Origin of the sequence: Luteimonas sp. 9C (assembly GCF_902506295.1) — a bacterium.
Lineage (GTDB): Bacteria > Pseudomonadota > Gammaproteobacteria > Xanthomonadales > Xanthomonadaceae > Luteimonas.
Genome location: NZ_LR733312.1, coordinates 510,998 through 525,290, shown reverse-complemented (window position 1 = coordinate 525,290; position 14,293 = coordinate 510,998). Strand labels below are relative to the sequence as shown.

Annotated in this window: 18 protein-coding genes; 16 read left to right on the top strand and 2 right to left on the bottom strand. The window is 69.0% G+C overall.

Translation table 11 applies throughout. From position 1 onward, the window contains the following. The first annotated feature begins 62 nt into the window (after window positions 1-62). Window positions 63-941 (top strand): PhzF family phenazine biosynthesis protein, encoded by an 879-nt coding sequence (locus CURTO8I2_RS02270; protein WP_159678318.1) that lies wholly within the window; start codon window positions 63-65, stop codon window positions 939-941. Window positions 942-1,046: 105 nt separating this feature from the next. Here CURTO8I2_RS02270 and CURTO8I2_RS02265 read toward each other — a convergent pair whose 3' ends face one another. Next, window positions 1,047-1,481: an OsmC family protein gene (locus tag CURTO8I2_RS02265; protein WP_159678316.1), complete on the bottom strand. Its 435-nt coding sequence runs from the start codon at window positions 1,479-1,481 to the stop codon at window positions 1,047-1,049. 115 nt (window positions 1,482-1,596) lie between these two features. Between CURTO8I2_RS02265 and CURTO8I2_RS02260 the strand changes: the two genes are divergently transcribed. The 8 genes from CURTO8I2_RS02260 to CURTO8I2_RS02225 all read left to right on the top strand — a co-directional run bounded on the left by CURTO8I2_RS02260 (window position 1,597) and on the right by CURTO8I2_RS02225 (window position 6,527). Beyond that, window positions 1,597-2,007, top strand: a complete 411-nt coding sequence (locus CURTO8I2_RS02260) for a DUF2784 domain-containing protein (protein ID WP_159678315.1) — start codon at window positions 1,597-1,599, stop codon at window positions 2,005-2,007. A 133-nt stretch (window positions 2,008-2,140) separates the two neighbouring features. Further along, the gene (locus CURTO8I2_RS02255; protein WP_159678313.1) at window positions 2,141-2,545 is read left to right on the top strand and encodes an HU family DNA-binding protein; all 405 of its coding nucleotides are present in this window, start codon (window positions 2,141-2,143) and stop codon (window positions 2,543-2,545) included. Between the two features lie 198 nt (window positions 2,546-2,743). Continuing rightward, entirely contained in the window at window positions 2,744-3,385 is a 642-nt protein-coding gene (locus tag CURTO8I2_RS02250; protein ID WP_159678312.1) for a tellurite resistance TerB family protein, read from the top strand. 105 nt (window positions 3,386-3,490) lie between these two features. Beyond that, window positions 3,491-4,144, top strand: a complete 654-nt coding sequence (locus tag CURTO8I2_RS15555; protein ID WP_343161346.1) for a M23 family metallopeptidase — start codon at window positions 3,491-3,493, stop codon at window positions 4,142-4,144. Window positions 4,145-4,186: 42 nt separating this feature from the next. Beyond that, window positions 4,187-4,732 (top strand): hypothetical protein, encoded by a 546-nt coding sequence (locus CURTO8I2_RS02240; RefSeq protein ID WP_159678310.1) that lies wholly within the window; start codon window positions 4,187-4,189, stop codon window positions 4,730-4,732. A 36-nt stretch (window positions 4,733-4,768) separates the two neighbouring features. Next, a complete protein-coding gene (locus CURTO8I2_RS02235; protein ID WP_159678308.1) occupies window positions 4,769-5,203 on the top strand; it encodes a hypothetical protein in 435 nt (144 codons plus the stop codon). A gap of 66 nt (window positions 5,204-5,269) precedes the next feature. Next, window positions 5,270-5,830: a DUF1439 domain-containing protein gene (locus CURTO8I2_RS02230; protein WP_159678306.1), complete on the top strand. Its 561-nt coding sequence runs from the start codon at window positions 5,270-5,272 to the stop codon at window positions 5,828-5,830. Beyond that, the gene (locus tag CURTO8I2_RS02225; protein WP_159678304.1) at window positions 5,820-6,527 is read left to right on the top strand and encodes a hypothetical protein; all 708 of its coding nucleotides are present in this window, start codon (window positions 5,820-5,822) and stop codon (window positions 6,525-6,527) included. Before CURTO8I2_RS02230 ends, CURTO8I2_RS02225 begins: the two co-directional genes overlap by 11 nt. Window positions 6,528-6,720: 193 nt before the next feature. Here CURTO8I2_RS02225 and CURTO8I2_RS02220 read toward each other — a convergent pair whose 3' ends face one another. Further along, window positions 6,721-7,215: an SET domain-containing protein-lysine N-methyltransferase gene (locus CURTO8I2_RS02220; protein ID WP_159678302.1), complete on the bottom strand. Its 495-nt coding sequence runs from the start codon at window positions 7,213-7,215 to the stop codon at window positions 6,721-6,723. Between the two features lie 181 nt (window positions 7,216-7,396). Here CURTO8I2_RS02220 and CURTO8I2_RS02215 point away from each other — a divergent pair, with 181 nt between their 5' ends. The 7 genes from CURTO8I2_RS02215 (at window position 7,397) to CURTO8I2_RS02185 (ending at window position 13,677) form a co-directional block, all read left to right on the top strand. Continuing rightward, the gene (locus tag CURTO8I2_RS02215) at window positions 7,397-7,867 is read left to right on the top strand and encodes an SUF system Fe-S cluster assembly regulator (protein WP_159678300.1); all 471 of its coding nucleotides are present in this window, start codon (window positions 7,397-7,399) and stop codon (window positions 7,865-7,867) included. A 16-nt stretch (window positions 7,868-7,883) separates the two neighbouring features. Next, a complete protein-coding gene (gene sufB / locus CURTO8I2_RS02210; RefSeq protein ID WP_159678298.1) occupies window positions 7,884-9,341 on the top strand; it encodes a Fe-S cluster assembly protein SufB in 1,458 nt (485 codons plus the stop codon). A gap of 95 nt (window positions 9,342-9,436) precedes the next feature. Then, window positions 9,437-10,201 (top strand): Fe-S cluster assembly ATPase SufC, encoded by a 765-nt coding sequence (sufC, locus tag CURTO8I2_RS02205; RefSeq protein ID WP_159678296.1) that lies wholly within the window; start codon window positions 9,437-9,439, stop codon window positions 10,199-10,201. Next, window positions 10,201-11,439, top strand: coding sequence for a Fe-S cluster assembly protein SufD (gene sufD / locus CURTO8I2_RS02200; protein WP_159678294.1), 1,239 nt, complete (start codon window positions 10,201-10,203; stop codon window positions 11,437-11,439). The genes sufC and sufD overlap by 1 nt, the downstream gene beginning before the upstream one ends. Next, complete coding sequence (locus tag CURTO8I2_RS02195; RefSeq protein ID WP_159678292.1) at window positions 11,436-12,719, top strand: cysteine desulfurase; 1,284 nt, start codon at window positions 11,436-11,438, stop codon at window positions 12,717-12,719. The genes sufD and CURTO8I2_RS02195 overlap by 4 nt, the downstream gene beginning before the upstream one ends. A gap of 86 nt (window positions 12,720-12,805) precedes the next feature. Then, entirely contained in the window at window positions 12,806-13,345 is a 540-nt protein-coding gene (locus CURTO8I2_RS02190) for a GNAT family N-acetyltransferase (protein ID WP_159678290.1), read from the top strand. Then, window positions 13,342-13,677, top strand: a complete 336-nt coding sequence (locus tag CURTO8I2_RS02185; RefSeq protein WP_159678288.1) for a non-heme iron oxygenase ferredoxin subunit — start codon at window positions 13,342-13,344, stop codon at window positions 13,675-13,677. Before CURTO8I2_RS02190 ends, CURTO8I2_RS02185 begins: the two co-directional genes overlap by 4 nt. Window positions 13,678-14,293 lie beyond the last annotated feature (616 nt).

Genomic DNA, 14,293 nt, shown 5'->3' with positions numbered 1-14,293 from the left:
GATGCGCCTCGGGCAGGTTCCGGGCAGACCGCTACACTGTCGCGCCGCGTGACGCCCCCGCCATGACTTCCCGCCGTTTCGTCCAGGTGGACGTGTTCGCCGACCGGCCCGGTGCCGGCAATCCCCTGGCTGTGGTCCTCGACGCCGAAGGCCTCGACGACGCCACCATGCAGGCCATCGCCCGCTGGACACGCCTGCCCGAAACCACGTTCGTGTTCCCGGCCACGTCCGACGATGCAAGCTACGGCATCCGCATGTTCTCGCCGCGCCGCGAAGTGCCGTTCGCCGGTCATCCGAGCGTCGGCACCGCGCACGTCGTGCTCGAAGCCGGACTCGCCTCGCCGCGTGATGGCCTGCTGGTGCAGGACGGCATCGCCGGCAAGCTGCCGCTGGAAGTCGTCGGCGACGGCGCCACGCGCACGATCGCCGTGCGCACGCCGCGCGCGTCGGTCATCGAGACCGCTTCGGCGGACGATCCGCGTCTGCGCGGCGTGCTCGCCGCGATGCCGCTCGGCACGCTGCCCCCGGTGCTGATGGACGGCGGTCGCCGCTGGTGGCTGGCCGAACTCGCGAGCGAGGCCGACCTGCGCGCGGCAACGCCGGACTGGGCTGCGATCGGCGCGCTTGCCGACGCCACCGGCAGCATGGGCCTGTGCGCATTCGCGCGCTCCAGTGATCCGGTGCATCACCTCGCGGTGCGCGCTTTCGTCGGTTCGACCGGCCACTTCGAAGATGCCGCCTCCGGGGCCGCGAACGCGACGCTGGCCGCATGGCTGGCCGATCGCGACGCCCTGCCCGGCAGCGACGGCCGCTACCGCATCAGCCAGGGCCGCGAGGTCGGTCACGACGCGATCATCGAACTGCACGTCGACGGCAACGGCGATGTCTGGTCCGGCGGCCGCGTGCAGACCGTGGTGCGCGGCGCGATCGACTGGCGCTGAGCGCGGAAGAACGCGACCGCCCACCGCGTCTCGCGGTGGTGGGCGGAACGCGGACACGACGACGCCGCGCCGGTCGCCCGACGCGGCGTCGTCGTTTTCAGAGCATCAGGCTTCGAGTTCGGCGTCGAGCGACACCGGCACCGCGGACAGCGCCTTCGACACCGGGCAGTTCTGCTTGGCGTCATCGGCGAGCTCGCGGAACTTGGCCGCGTCGATGCCCGGCACCTTGGCGCGCGTCTTCAGGCGGATCGAACTGATCTGCGGGCCACCATCCATCGACAGGTCGACATCGGCGCGCGTGTCCAGCGATTCGGGCGGAAAGCCCGCTTCGGTGAGCTTCGCCGACAGTGCCATGGTGAAGCAGCCGGCGTGCGCGGCAGCGATCAGCTCTTCGGGATTGGTGCCGGTCTCGTCGCCGAAGCGGCTGGAAAATGCGTAACGCGTGTCCGACATCAGACCGCTCTGCGGCGTCGACAGCGTGCCCTTGCCGGTCTTCAGATCGCCGGACCAGTGGGCGGTGGCGTGACGTGCGATTCCCATATGCATGCTCCTCGAGAGTGGAACCGTGCACGTTAGACCCCGACACGTGACGCGCGCGTTCCTGTGATGCGACGCAGCACCTGCAGGCATCGGGCAGATGTCCGATGATCCCGCCATGACACTTTCCCCGTCCCTCGCCGCCGACCTCGCCGATGCGGTCCTCACCATCCATGTCGGCATCGCGGTTTTCGTCGTCGGCATGACACTCGCGCTGCTGGTCGGCGGCCCGCTCGGATGGGGCTGGGTGCGACGCCGCTGGCTGCGCTGGCTGCATGTGGCACTCGTGCTGGTGATCGCGGTGCAAGCCTGGCTCGGCCGTCTGTGCCCGCTGACGATCTGGGAACAGTGGCTGCGGACGCGCGCCGGACAGCAGACGTACGACGCATCCTTCATCGCCCACTGGCTGTCCAAAGTGCTGTTCTTCGAGGCGCCGTGGTGGACATTCGTCGCCGCCTACAGCGTGCTCGCACTGGCGGTCGCCGGTGCCTGGATCCTGTGGCCGCCGCGACGCCGCACTTCGCGATAGGGCCGGGAAACGCAAAAGCCCTGTTTTTTTGCGGTTTCCTATTGGCGCACGTGTCACGATGCCCTACATTCCGCTTGCCGGCTCGCTCGGCCCGGACAACTCAATCATCACTCGACGAGGGAACCACACGCTCATGGCAACGAAGAAGGCCCCCACCAAGAAAGCCCCGGCCAAGAAGGCCGCTGCGCCGAAGAAGGCCGCCGCCGCAAAGCCGGCAGCACCGAAGCCGATCAAGGAAGCCCTGAGCAAGTCGGGCCTGGTCGCGCACATCGCCGAATCCACCGGCGTCGTGGCGAAGGACGTGCGCGCGGTGTTCGCAGCGCTCGAAGGCGCCGTGCACGGCTCGATCAGCAAGAAGGGCGCGGGTTCGTTCACCCTCCCCGGCCTGCTGAAGATCACCTCGGTCAGCGTGCCGGCCAAGCCGAAGCGCAAGGGCATCAACCCCTTCACCAAGGAAGAGCAGTGGTTCGCCGCCAAGCCCGCCTCGGTCAAGGTCAAGGTGCGCCCGCTCAAGAAGCTCAAGGACGCCGCCGCCTGATCCAGGGCGACATGCGTGCTTCGATCGGGACGGCCTAGGCCGTCCCGATTTCGTTTCGGGCTTCATACATCGCTTCTCGCCACCGCACCGCGGCGTGGGCCTGCATCACCCGGTCCGTGACGCACAGCGTGCACATCCGGTGAACGTATCGCGCCGCATGCTCGGCGCCGTTTTCTCCCGACCGATGGATATCGAACGATGAGCTTCCAGGGTTTCCTCAACCACCTCCTCACCTCGCAGGCCGGCGGCAAGCCCGGCGGCAGCCTGCTCAACGCCGATTTCGGCAAGGGCGCCGCCGCCGGTGGCGCGCTGGGCCTGCTGCTCGGCAAGAACAAGAAGACCCGCAAGGTCGCGACCTACGGCGGGCTCGCGGCGATCGGCGTGATGGCCTACAAGGCCTACGGCGATTACCAGAAGCAGCAGTCCGGTACGACCGCGACCGCGCCGCAGACCGTCGACCGGCTGCCCGCGCCCCAGGTCGACATCCACAGCCAGGCGATCCTCAAGGCGCTGGTCGCCGCGGCGAAAGCCGACGGCCACATCGATGCGCGCGAGCGCGAAGTCATCGAAGGCGAGTTCAAGCGCATCGACGAGGGCGGAGACGTGCAGCGCTGGCTGCATGCGGAACTGGAGAAGCCGCTCGATCCGGCCGAAGTCGCCAGCGCCGCGACCACGCCGGAAATCGCGTCGGAAATGTATCTGGCCAGCGTGCTCGTCGCCGACGAGACCAGCTTCATGGAGCGCAGCTATCTCGACGAGCTCGCCCGCCAGCTCAAGCTCGCGCCCGAGCTCAAGGCGCGACTGGAGCAGGAAGTGAAGGCGAACGCGGAAGCCCGCTGATCCTGCCTTGCGTGTCCGGAACGGCCCGCCGCGCGCGGGCCGTTCCACATCCGGAGGCGCACCACGCTGACCCGCGCTTCGCACCCGACCTGCGACGCTGGTCGTATGTCCGAGTCCGATTCCAGTTCCAGTTCCAACGCCCCGTCCGCGACGCCCGCTGCGCGCACGCCCGGCCGCAAGCCGCGTCGCGACTACACGCCGCAGCTGCGCGCCACGCTCGCCTTCGTGTTCTGGGCGGGGCTGTTCGCCGCCGCAGGCTACTGGGCCTGGCACCAGCCGTTCATGGCGCAACCGCGCGCGATCGCGGCCTTGACGGCGGCGCCCGCGCCCGAATCGCTGCCGATGCCGGTCGACGGGGTGCGCGCGTCGCGCGTCGCCGATACCTACGGTGCGCCGCGCGGACGCGACCGGCAGCACGAGGGTGTCGACATCTTCGCGCCACGCGGCACGACGGTGCGCAGTACGACGGACGGGCTCGTCGTCGGCGTGCGCGACAGCGGCCTGGGTGGCAAGCAGGTCTGGGTGATGGGGCCGGGGCGACAGCGTCATTACTACGCGCACCTCGACGGGTTCGCGGATCTGCTGGAGGTCGGCGATCTGGTCCGACCCGGCGACGCCTTGGGCGTCGTCGGCGATACCGGCAATGCGCGCGGCACGCCGCCGCATCTGCACTACGGCGTCTACGCCAGCGGCGGTGCGTTCGATCCGCTGCCGCTGCTGCGCGCGCACGGGGCCGACAATGGCGACGCGGCGCGCTAGCATCCGGGCGAGGCCGCGTCCGCGGCGCAGGGGAATGACCGGATGTCGCATCGCAGCTGGTGGCTGGTCATCGCGACGATCGTGTTGCTCGGCATCGCGGTTGCGGTGCAGGAAGGCCTGCGGCGCAGTGCCGACGCGGCCCTGTCTCCGGCGACTGCGTCGGGGGCCGGTCCGGATGCATCCGGTGCAACGCCGGCAGCGCCGACCACGGTCGCGAACGCCGAATCGCGCGCGGCGCACGATGCCGCGATGCGGGACGCCGTGTCGGCCGTGCATGCCTATCTCGCGGCGCTGTTCAAGGACGATCGCAGTGAAGCCGACGCCCTGTGGCTCCATGGCCGCCCGGCAACGCGAGGCGAAGCGGACCTGCGAGCGCTGGAAGGCGTGACCGGGTTGCGGGTCGACAACGAACGGCCGCAGCCGCTCGACACCGCGCCGGTGCCCACGGCACTGCGCATTCCGGTCCGGCTGCGCATCGGCGGGCAGGGGCCGCTGCGCCGTTACACCGGGCATTACGATCTGCGCCGCGACGGCGACGCGTGGCGCATCACCGCGGCATCCATCGATCCATCACCCGCGCAACGCTAATCTGCCCGCGCGACACGCCTCTTCGGACACCCTGCCATGGACAAACGGTTCTGGATCTGCGGCCTCACGATCTCCGCCACCGCGCTGGCGCTGGGGTTCTTCGTGCACGGCCTGCTGCTGCGCGCCGACTATCTTGCGCTGTCCCAGCTGTTCCGCCCGCAGGCGGATGCGAACGCCCAGGTCGGCTGGATCCTGCTGGCCTACCTCTCGCTGGGCCTGGCGATGACGTGGCTCTACCGGTGGCTGCCGCCGCCCCATCGCAGCAAACGCTGGCACGGCGCGCGCTTCGGTCTGGTGATCGCGCTGGTGTCGTTCGTGCCCTGGCATCTGCTCGCCCATGCCGGACAGCCGTTTCCGCTGGCACTGGCGCTGAAGCAGATCGCGTTCGACGTGGTCGCGATGCTGCTGCTGGGACTGCTGCTCGCCTGGTTGCAGCCCCACCGCAGGCCGTTGGCGCCCGCGCCCGACTGAGGCGCTGCTAATCCCGTATTCACGGCGCCTGCGTAGGGTGCCTCCATCGTCGTTCCGGAGCGTGCCATGCGCCGTCCCCTGCACCTGTCCGCCGCAGCACTGCTGCTGCTCGTCGCCACCGCCTGCACCTCGCTCGGCGTGGTCTCCGCCTGGCTCAACGACCAGGTCGCGTTCACCACGCCGCAGCTGCAGCGCCAGCTCGACACGCGTTTTCCGCGCACGTTCGACAAGCTGGGCGGGCTGGTGTCGGTCACGCTCGACAACCCGCGCCTGACCATCCCGCAGGGCGATCGCCGCCTGCGTCTGGATTTCGATCTCGGCGTCGGCGGTGTCGCCGCGGACGACCGCCCGGGTCGTCTCGCCCTGCTGAGCGGCCTGCGCTACGACCCGGCGACCCGCGGTCTGCATCTCGAGAATCCCGAGCTGCTGCAGTTCGACCTGCCCGGTTCCAACGCATTGCTCCGGGGCGGCGCGCGCGGCATCGTCAACAGCCTGCTGTCGGAGTACGCGCGCAGCGAACCGGTCTACCGCCTCGACGACGATTTGCTGTCGAAGCTGCCCTCTGGCAAGCGCATCGGTGAGGTCGATATCAACGAAGGCCGCGTGGTGGTGCACCTTGCGCGCTGACCGCCGCTCTCGCCGTGGCGCAAGCCTGTGGATCGCGCTCGCACTCGCATGCGCGCTGGGCGCCTGCGGCCGCGATACGGCCGATGCAGATACCACAGGGTCGGGGCAGCCGGCCGATGGCCCCCTGCCGCAGCCGCAGCAGAACGCCGGCGGCGTGACCGGCCTCAGCGGCGCGCCCGGTCCCGGCAACATTCCGCTGGGTGGCGAGCAGCCATTGCCGGAGACGGGCATCGAGGAGGACGCGCTGGCGCCCCTCGAGGACAACCCGGAAACGGGACTGGCCGGCGTGCCGGGTGAGACCGCCGCGCCCGGTCCGGAGCCGACCCCGGAGGAAGCGGCGGCGGTGATCCGCACCTATTACGCCGCGATCAACGCCCTCGATTACCCGCGCGCCTACACGCTGTGGTACGACGGTGGACGCGCCAGCGGCCAGCCGCCCGAACAGTTCGCAGCCGGCTTCGGCGACACCTCGGTGGTCATGGTCGACATCGGCGCACCGGGACCGGTGGACGCCGCCGCGGGCTCGCGTTTCATCGAGATTCCCGTCTCGCTGCGCGCCCAGCAGACCGACGGCAGCAGCCGCCGCTTCGAAGGCCGCTACGTCCTGCGCCGCGCGATGGTCGACGGCGCCAGCGACGCGCAACGCGCATGGCGGATTGCGTCGGCGGATCTGCGGGAAGTGTCTCCGGCACCGTGACGCTTGAGCCCCTCTCCCGCTGGGAGAGGGGTTGGGGTGAGGGTTGCTTTTGCCCGCGCCCCGAGCCCAGGGCTTAAAGCAAGTGCACTCGCTAAAGCCCCTTCCCTCACCCCACCATCGGCATCCGCCGATGGTCCTCCCCTCCCCCTGAGGGGGAGGGGCACCTGCGTCATCCGCTACGCGGAAGACCGCTTTATTTTTTGGGCTGCAGCATCGTGCCGGTGCACCTCTTCGAACCGCAGCGGCAGCCCCAGAGCTGCTTGAGCTTCGGCGTGTGCCGCTCGGCGAGCGTGATGCCGTAGTTGTAGGCCAGCTCCTCACCCGCGGCGATGTCGCGCGTCGCCTCGATGAACACCTTGTCCTTGTGCCGGCGCTCTTTCGGGTCTTCCTGCACCACCGCTTCGCAGTTCGGCGCGCAGCTGTGGTTGATCCAGCGCGCGATGTTGCCGCCCTCGTTCGCGTCGATCACGTAATCGTCGTTGAGCGTGAACAGGAAGGTATGGCCGTCCTCGTCGACATCACCGTACTGGGCATCGACCTCGTCGTGCGTGCGCAGCAGGCCCTTGTAGCGGACGATCCGCTCGCCCTTGGCGATGGCCTCGGTGGCGAACACGCCATTGCCGTGGATGCTCGACAGACGCGCCTCGATCTTCTTCGGCGTCTTGGGCTTCTTCGGCGTCTTGGGCATTGCGGATTCCACGGCGGAGTGAATCCGCATTGTGGCCAACAAGCCGGCGAGCCGCCAGCGCACGTGCCTGCCGGACACGCACCGCGATGAACGACGCTGCCCGGGCGCATTGAGCCGGCGGGCCCAAAAGCGTACAATTTTGGTCCGCTTTCATCCGACGCACCTGGTCGCCCTTTCTCCGATGCTGCGTGTCACCAAGCTCACCGATTACGCCACCGTGGTCCTGACCGTGCTCGCCGCGCGACCGCAGGTGGTGATGAGTGCGGCCGATCTGGCCGAACAGTCGGGCCTCGAAGCGCCGACGGTCAGCAAGCTGCTCAAGCCGCTGGCGCAGGCCGGTCTGGTCGAAGGCTTCCGCGGCGCCAACGGCGGCTATCGCCTGGCACGCGAGGCCGCGGCCATCAGCCTGGTGGAGATCGTCGAGGCCATGGAAGGGCCGCTCGCGATGACCGAGTGCAGCCTGCACGACGGCCAGTGCGGCATCTCCGAGCACTGCGGCGTGCGTGGCAACTGGCGCCGGATCAACGACGTGGTGGCCGACGCGCTGCGTGCCGTGAGCCTGGCGCAGATGCTCGACGATGCACCGCGTCCACACCCCATTCCCCCAGCCGGCGGGGCGAAGCGTATCGACGCCCGCCTCGCCCGCGCATAGACAGTAGGCAGCCCCCATGGCCACCGACATCGCAGAACCGATTGCGAACGCAGAGATCCACGAGCAGCTAGGCCGTCGCTACGACGCCGGCTTCGTCACCGACATCGAGTCCGACAGCTTTCCGCCCGGGCTCGACGAGGACGTCGTCCGCGCGCTGTCGGCGAAGAAGAACGAACCCGAGTGGATGACGCAGTGGCGCCTGGCCGCGTATCGCCACTGGCTGACCATGCCGGTGCCGCACTGGGCGAAGCTCGACATCGCCCCGATCGACTTCCAGGCGGTCAGCTACTACTCGGCGCCCAAGGCCAAGTACGCCTCGCTCGACGACGTGCCCAAGGAACTGCTCGACACCTACGACAAGCTCGGCGTGCCGTTGCACGAGCGCGCGCGGCTCGCCGGCGTGGCCGTCGACGCGGTGTTCGATTCGGTCTCCGTCGGGACGACGTTCAAGAAGGAACTCGCCGAGAAGGGCGTGATCTTCTGCTCGATGTCGGAGGCGATCGCCGATCACCCGGAGCTCGTGAAGCAGTACCTCGGCAGCGTGGTGCCGGTCGGCGACAACTACTTCGCCGCGCTGAACTCGGCGGTGTTCTCCGACGGCAGCTTCGTGTTCATTCCCAAGGGCGTGCGGTGCCCGATGGAACTGAGCACCTACTTCCGCATCAACGCCGGCCACACCGGCCAGTTCGAGCGCACGCTGATCATCTGCGAGGACAAGGCCTACGTGTCCTACCTCGAAGGCTGCACCGCGCCGATGCGCGACGAGAACCAGCTGCATGCGGCGGTCGTCGAGTTGGTCGCGCTGGAAGACGCCGAGATCAAGTATTCGACGGTGCAGAACTGGTACCCCGGCGACGAGAACGGCAAGGGCGGCATCTACAACTTCGTGACCAAGCGTGCGGAATGTCGCGGCGACCGCAGCCGCGTGGTCTGGGCGCAGGTCGAGACCGGTTCGGCGATTACTTGGAAGTACCCGTCCTGCGTGCTGTTGGGCGACGACTCAAGCGGTGAATTCCACTCGGTCGCGTTGACCCATCATCGCCAGCAGGCCGATACCGGCACCAAGATGATCCACGTCGGCAAGCGCACCAAGTCGAAGATCGTCAGCAAGGGCATCAGCGCCGGTCGCGGGCAGAACACCTATCGCGGCCTCGTCAGGATCGGCGCGGGCGCCGAGGGTGCGCGCAACTACACGCAGTGCGATTCGCTGCTGATCGGCAAGCAGTGCGGCGCGCACACGTTCCCTTACATCGAGGTCAAGCACCCGGGTGCGACCGTCGAACACGAAGCCACCACCTCGAAGATCAGCGACGACCAGCTGTTCTATTGCCGCACGCGTGGCATCAGCGAAGAAGACGCGGTCAGCCTGATCGTCGACGGCTTCTGCAAGCAGGTCTTCCGCGAGCTCCCGATGGAGTTCGCGGTCGAGGCCAAGAAGCTGCTCGACGTCTCGCTGGAAGGCTCGGTCGGCTGACCCCGCGGCCGGCCCGCGGGGCCGGCGACGCACCCGCTCTTCGACGCAGCTCGCATCGCGCCGGTTCTCTTTCTCTTTTTCGAATCACGATACCCATGCTCAATATCGACAACCTGCACGCCTCCATCAACGAGCGCGAAATCCTCAAGGGCCTCTCGCTGCACGTGAAGCCGGGCGAAGTCCACGCGATCATGGGGCCCAATGGCGCCGGCAAGTCGACGCTGGGCAACCTGCTCGCCGGTCGCGACGGCTACGCGGTCACCGACGGCACGGTCGCGTTCCAGGGCCAGGATCTGCTGGCACTCGAACCCGAGGAGCGCGCCGCGGCCGGCGTGTTCCTCGCGTTCCAGTATCCGGTCGAGATTCCGGGCGTGAACAACACCTACTTCCTGCGCAGCGCACTCAACGCGCAGCGCAAGGCACGCGGTGAGGAGGAGCTCGATTCGATGCAGTTCCTCAAGCTGGTGCGCGAGAAGCTGGCCGTGCTGCACCTCGACGACCGCCTGCTGCACCGCGGCGTCAACGAAGGCTTCTCGGGCGGTGAGAAGAAGCGCAACGAGATCTTCCAGCTGGCCGTGCTCGAGCCGAAGCTGGCGATCCTCGACGAGACTGACTCGGGCCTCGACATCGACGCGCTGAAGAACGTCGCTGACGGCGTCAACGCGCTGCGTTCGCCCGACCGCGCCTTCATCGTGATCACGCATTACCAGCGCCTGCTCGACTACATCAAGCCCGACGTCGTGCACGTGCTGGCCGACGGCCGCATCGTGCAGACCGGTGGTCCGGAACTCGCGCTGCAGCTCGAAGAGAAGGGCTACGCCTGGATCAAGGACCGCGTCGCGCCGGAGACCGCTGCCTGATGAGTGCCCTGCTCGACTCTCTTGCCGCCGGATTCGATGGCGACGCCGCCCGTCGCGCGGCCCTCGACGCGACGCTCGCGACCGGCCTGCCCGGTCCACGCAGCGAAGCGTGGAAATACACCTCGCTGCGCGCGCTCGAGCGCCGCAGTTTCGTCGCGCCGCAGGCCGATACCGCGGTAGATGGGGATCTGCTGGCCGCGATTCCCGCGCCGCGCCTGGTCTTCGTCAACGGTCGGCTCTCTGCAGCACTGTCCGATGCGGGTGCACCCGTGGCCGGCCTCTCGATCGGCGCGCTCGCCGATGCCGGCGCACTGCCTGACATCGACGATCGCGACGATGCCGTGTTCGCCCGCCTCAACGGCGCGCTCGCCCGTGACGGCGCATCGGTCTCGGTCGAAGCCGGTGCGCGCATCGAGACGCCCGTGCATCTCGCGTTCGTCGGCGCACCTGCCGACGGCGACCTCGCCTGGCATCTGCGCCACCACGTCGCGCTCGGCGAAGGCGCGACACTGACGCTGGTCGAGCATCACCTCGACGCCGGTGCGCATCGCCACCTCGACAACACGGTCGTCTCGCTGCGCGTTGCCGACCGGGCCGATCTGCACCACGTCCGCCTGCAGCATCGCGGCAATGGCGCGACCAGCTTCCTGCGCACCGATGCGGAGCTGCACGGGGCATCGGTCTACACCCGCGTCGATGTCGAGGCCGGCGGCGCACTGTCGCGGCACGAACTCGATGTGCGTCTGCTCGGCGACGACGCGCGCCTGACCGCAAACGGTGTGCTGCTGGCCGGTGGCCGCGCACATGTGGATACGCGGCTGGGCATCCGCCACATCGGCAAGCGCACCGCCTGCGAACTCAAGTGGCGCGGCATCGGCGACCAGCGCGGCCGCGTCGTCTTCCATGGCGGCATCACCATCGATGCCGGCGCCGACGGCACCGACGCGCGCCTGTCGAACAAGAACCTGCTGCTCTCCGCCACGGCGGAGATCGACACCCAGCCGGTGCTGGTGATCCATGCCGACGAAGTGCAGGCCGCGCATGGCGCGACGGTCGGCCAGCTCGATCCGGGCGCGTTGTTCTATCTGCGCTCGCGCGGCCTGCCGGCGCCGGACGCCCAGCGCCTGCTGACGGCCGCGTTCGTCCGCGAGCCGCTGTCCACGATCGCCGATCCGTCGCTGCGTGCGCACGCCGAGGCCGGCCTCGACGGCGCGCTGTCGGGACTCGCGCTCGCATGAGCGCCACCCTGCCGCCGCTGACGCCGCCGTTCGACGCGCCCAGCGCGCCGCTTGCGCATGACGGCAGCGTCGACTGGGCGGCGGTGCGCGCCGACTTTCCGCTGCTGCTGCGCGAAGTCCACGGCAAACCGCTGATCTACTTCGACAACGCCAACACCGGCCAGAAGCCGGCGTCGGTGATCGAGGCGGTCGACGGCTTCTACCGGCGACAGAACGCCAACGTCAGCCGCGCCGTGCACCAGCTCGGCACCGAAGCGACCGAGGCCTACGAGGGCACGCGCACGAAGCTTGCGCGGTTCCTCAATGTGCGCAGCGACGAACTGGTGCTGTGCAGCGGCACGACGTTCGCGATCAATCTGGTCGCCTGGTCGTGGGCGCTGCCGCGGCTGAAGGCGGGCGACACGATCCTCGTCTCGCGCATGGAGCACCACGCCAACATCGTGCCGTGGCAGCTCGTCGCCGAGCGCACGGGCGCGACGGTGCGCGTGGCCGAAATCCTCGAAGACGGCACGCTGGACCTCGACGCCCTGCGCCGCGCGATGACGACGGATGTGAAGCTGCTGGCGCTGGCCCACGTGTCCAATGTGCTCGGCACGGTCAATCCGGTCCGCGAGATCTGCCGCGAGGCGCGCAAGCGCGGCGTCGTCACCGTCATCGATGGGTCGCAGGCCGTGCCGCACCGCCGCGTCGACGTCGCCTCGCTCGGCTGCGATTTCTACGCCTTCACCGGCCACAAGATGTGCGGGCCGACCGGCACCGGCGCGCTGTGGGCGCGTCGCGAACATCTGCAGGCCATGCCGCCGTTCCTCGGCGGCGGCGAGATGATCAAGGAAGTCAGCTTCGAGAAGACGGTCTACAACGATCCGCCGCACCGTTTCGAGGCCGGCACGCCGAACATCGCCGGTTTCGTCGGGCTCGGCGCCGCGGTCGACTATCTCGACCGGCTCGGCATGGACCACGTCGAGCGTCGCGAGGCCGAACTGCTCGCGCACCTGACCGAATCGCTGCAGGAGATCGACGGCCTGCGCATCTTCGGCACCGCGCCCGACAAGGCCGCGGTCGTGGCCTTCCTGATCGAAGGCGCGCACGCGCACGATCTCGCCACGCTGCTGGATCTCGAAGGCGTGGCGATCCGCTCCGGCCAGCACTGCGCGCATCCGCTGCTGCAGTTCTACGGCGTGGCCGCCACGTGCCGCGCGTCGCCCGCGTTCTACAACACGCACGAGGAAGTCGACGCCTTCGTCGCTGCACTGCGCAAAGTGCGCACGCTGCTGGCTTGAGGCTGCATTTTCGGCCCCGTGCTTCCACACGCACGGGCGCGCAGCTGTCGCGGGATAATGGCGGCGTCACGACTTCGTCCGCCGCCATGTCCGCACCCGTGTTCCGCACCGCCACGTCCGTCGATGTGCCCGCCCTCGTCACCCTGGTGACGTCCGCCTATCGCGGCGAATCCAGCCGCAGCGGCTGGACCACCGAAGCCGACCTGCTCGACGGCGCGCGCATCGATCCCGCCGTGCTGGCCCACGACATCGCCCGCGCCGACAGCCGCGTCGTCGTGATCGACGGCGAAGACGGCCGACCGCTCGCCTGCGCGCACGTCGCGATCGAGGACGGCGTCGGCTACTTCGGCATGTTCGCGGTCGATCCCACGCTGCAAGGCCGGGGCACCGGCGACGCTCTGTTGCGCGAGTGCGAGCGCGTCGCCCGCGACGAATGGTGCCTGCCCGCCATGCGCATGACCGTCATCGACGTGCGCGACGCGCTGATCGCGTTCTACGTGCGCCGCGGCTATCGCCGGACTGGCGTCCACAAGCCGTTTCCCTACGGCGACACCCGCTTCGGCATTCCACGGCGCGACGACCTGCGCTTCGAGGTGCTGGAGAAGACCTTCGGAGCTGCAGCATGAGTGAGACCTGGACATTCGTATGTGCCACTGGCGAGCTGCTGCCGGGCGAAATGCGGACCACGTTCGACGAGATCACCAGCGTGCCGATCCTCGTCTTCAATCTCGACGGCGATCTCTACGCGCTCGAAGACCAGTGCAGCCACGAGGATTTCGGCCTGTCGAGCGGTGGTGCCTTCGATGCCGGCGCCGGCACCATCGAATGCGTGCTGCACGGCGCGAAGTTCGATGTCCGCGACGGCCGCGCCCTCTGCGCCCCGGCCTACGAGCCCGTCGCGAAGTTCCCAACCAGGATCGAGCACGGCGGCGTCTGGACACGCGACGATCGCGACTGACCCCGCGGGTCCAGACACCCCGCGTATGCCCGCAGCGCGGCGCTTGAAGCGGAATCGTTTACTTTTGCGTTCGAGAAGCATTCTCGTTTAAGATGCTGTCATCGGGCGTTCGTGCCCGCACGGGATCGCGCGTGGCGCACGGCAACAGACCATCGAAGGCGCGGGACAACGCGACGCGCGACAACCGTATGCATACGCTGTGGGTAATCACGCTCTGTCTGTTGACCGTCCTGTGTCTGGTCCTGCCCGGCCCGGCTCCGGCAGCGAGCGGCCTGATTGCAGAGGCCCGACCGCACGCACTCACACTGGCGCCTGGTGGTGAGATACCAGCCGCGGCGGCCGCGGCTCCGTCGGTGACATCCACCCGAGCGGCATCTCAGCCGACGACGCTGCGCACGGCCCCGCGCCACACAGCCGCGCCCGCCGCACCGGCATCCGCATCACAACGCAAACCCCGCATGCGCGGCCCGCGCACCGGGGCACGCCCGCCGCGCCACGCCGGTCTACGCCGCCGACAACACCGCGGTCGCGCGCCACCGCGCTGAACGCTGGATGCGCCGGCCGCGCCGGCCTGCCGGTCAGCCCGACCGGACGGCGTGCGGCCTCGCGCGGCCTG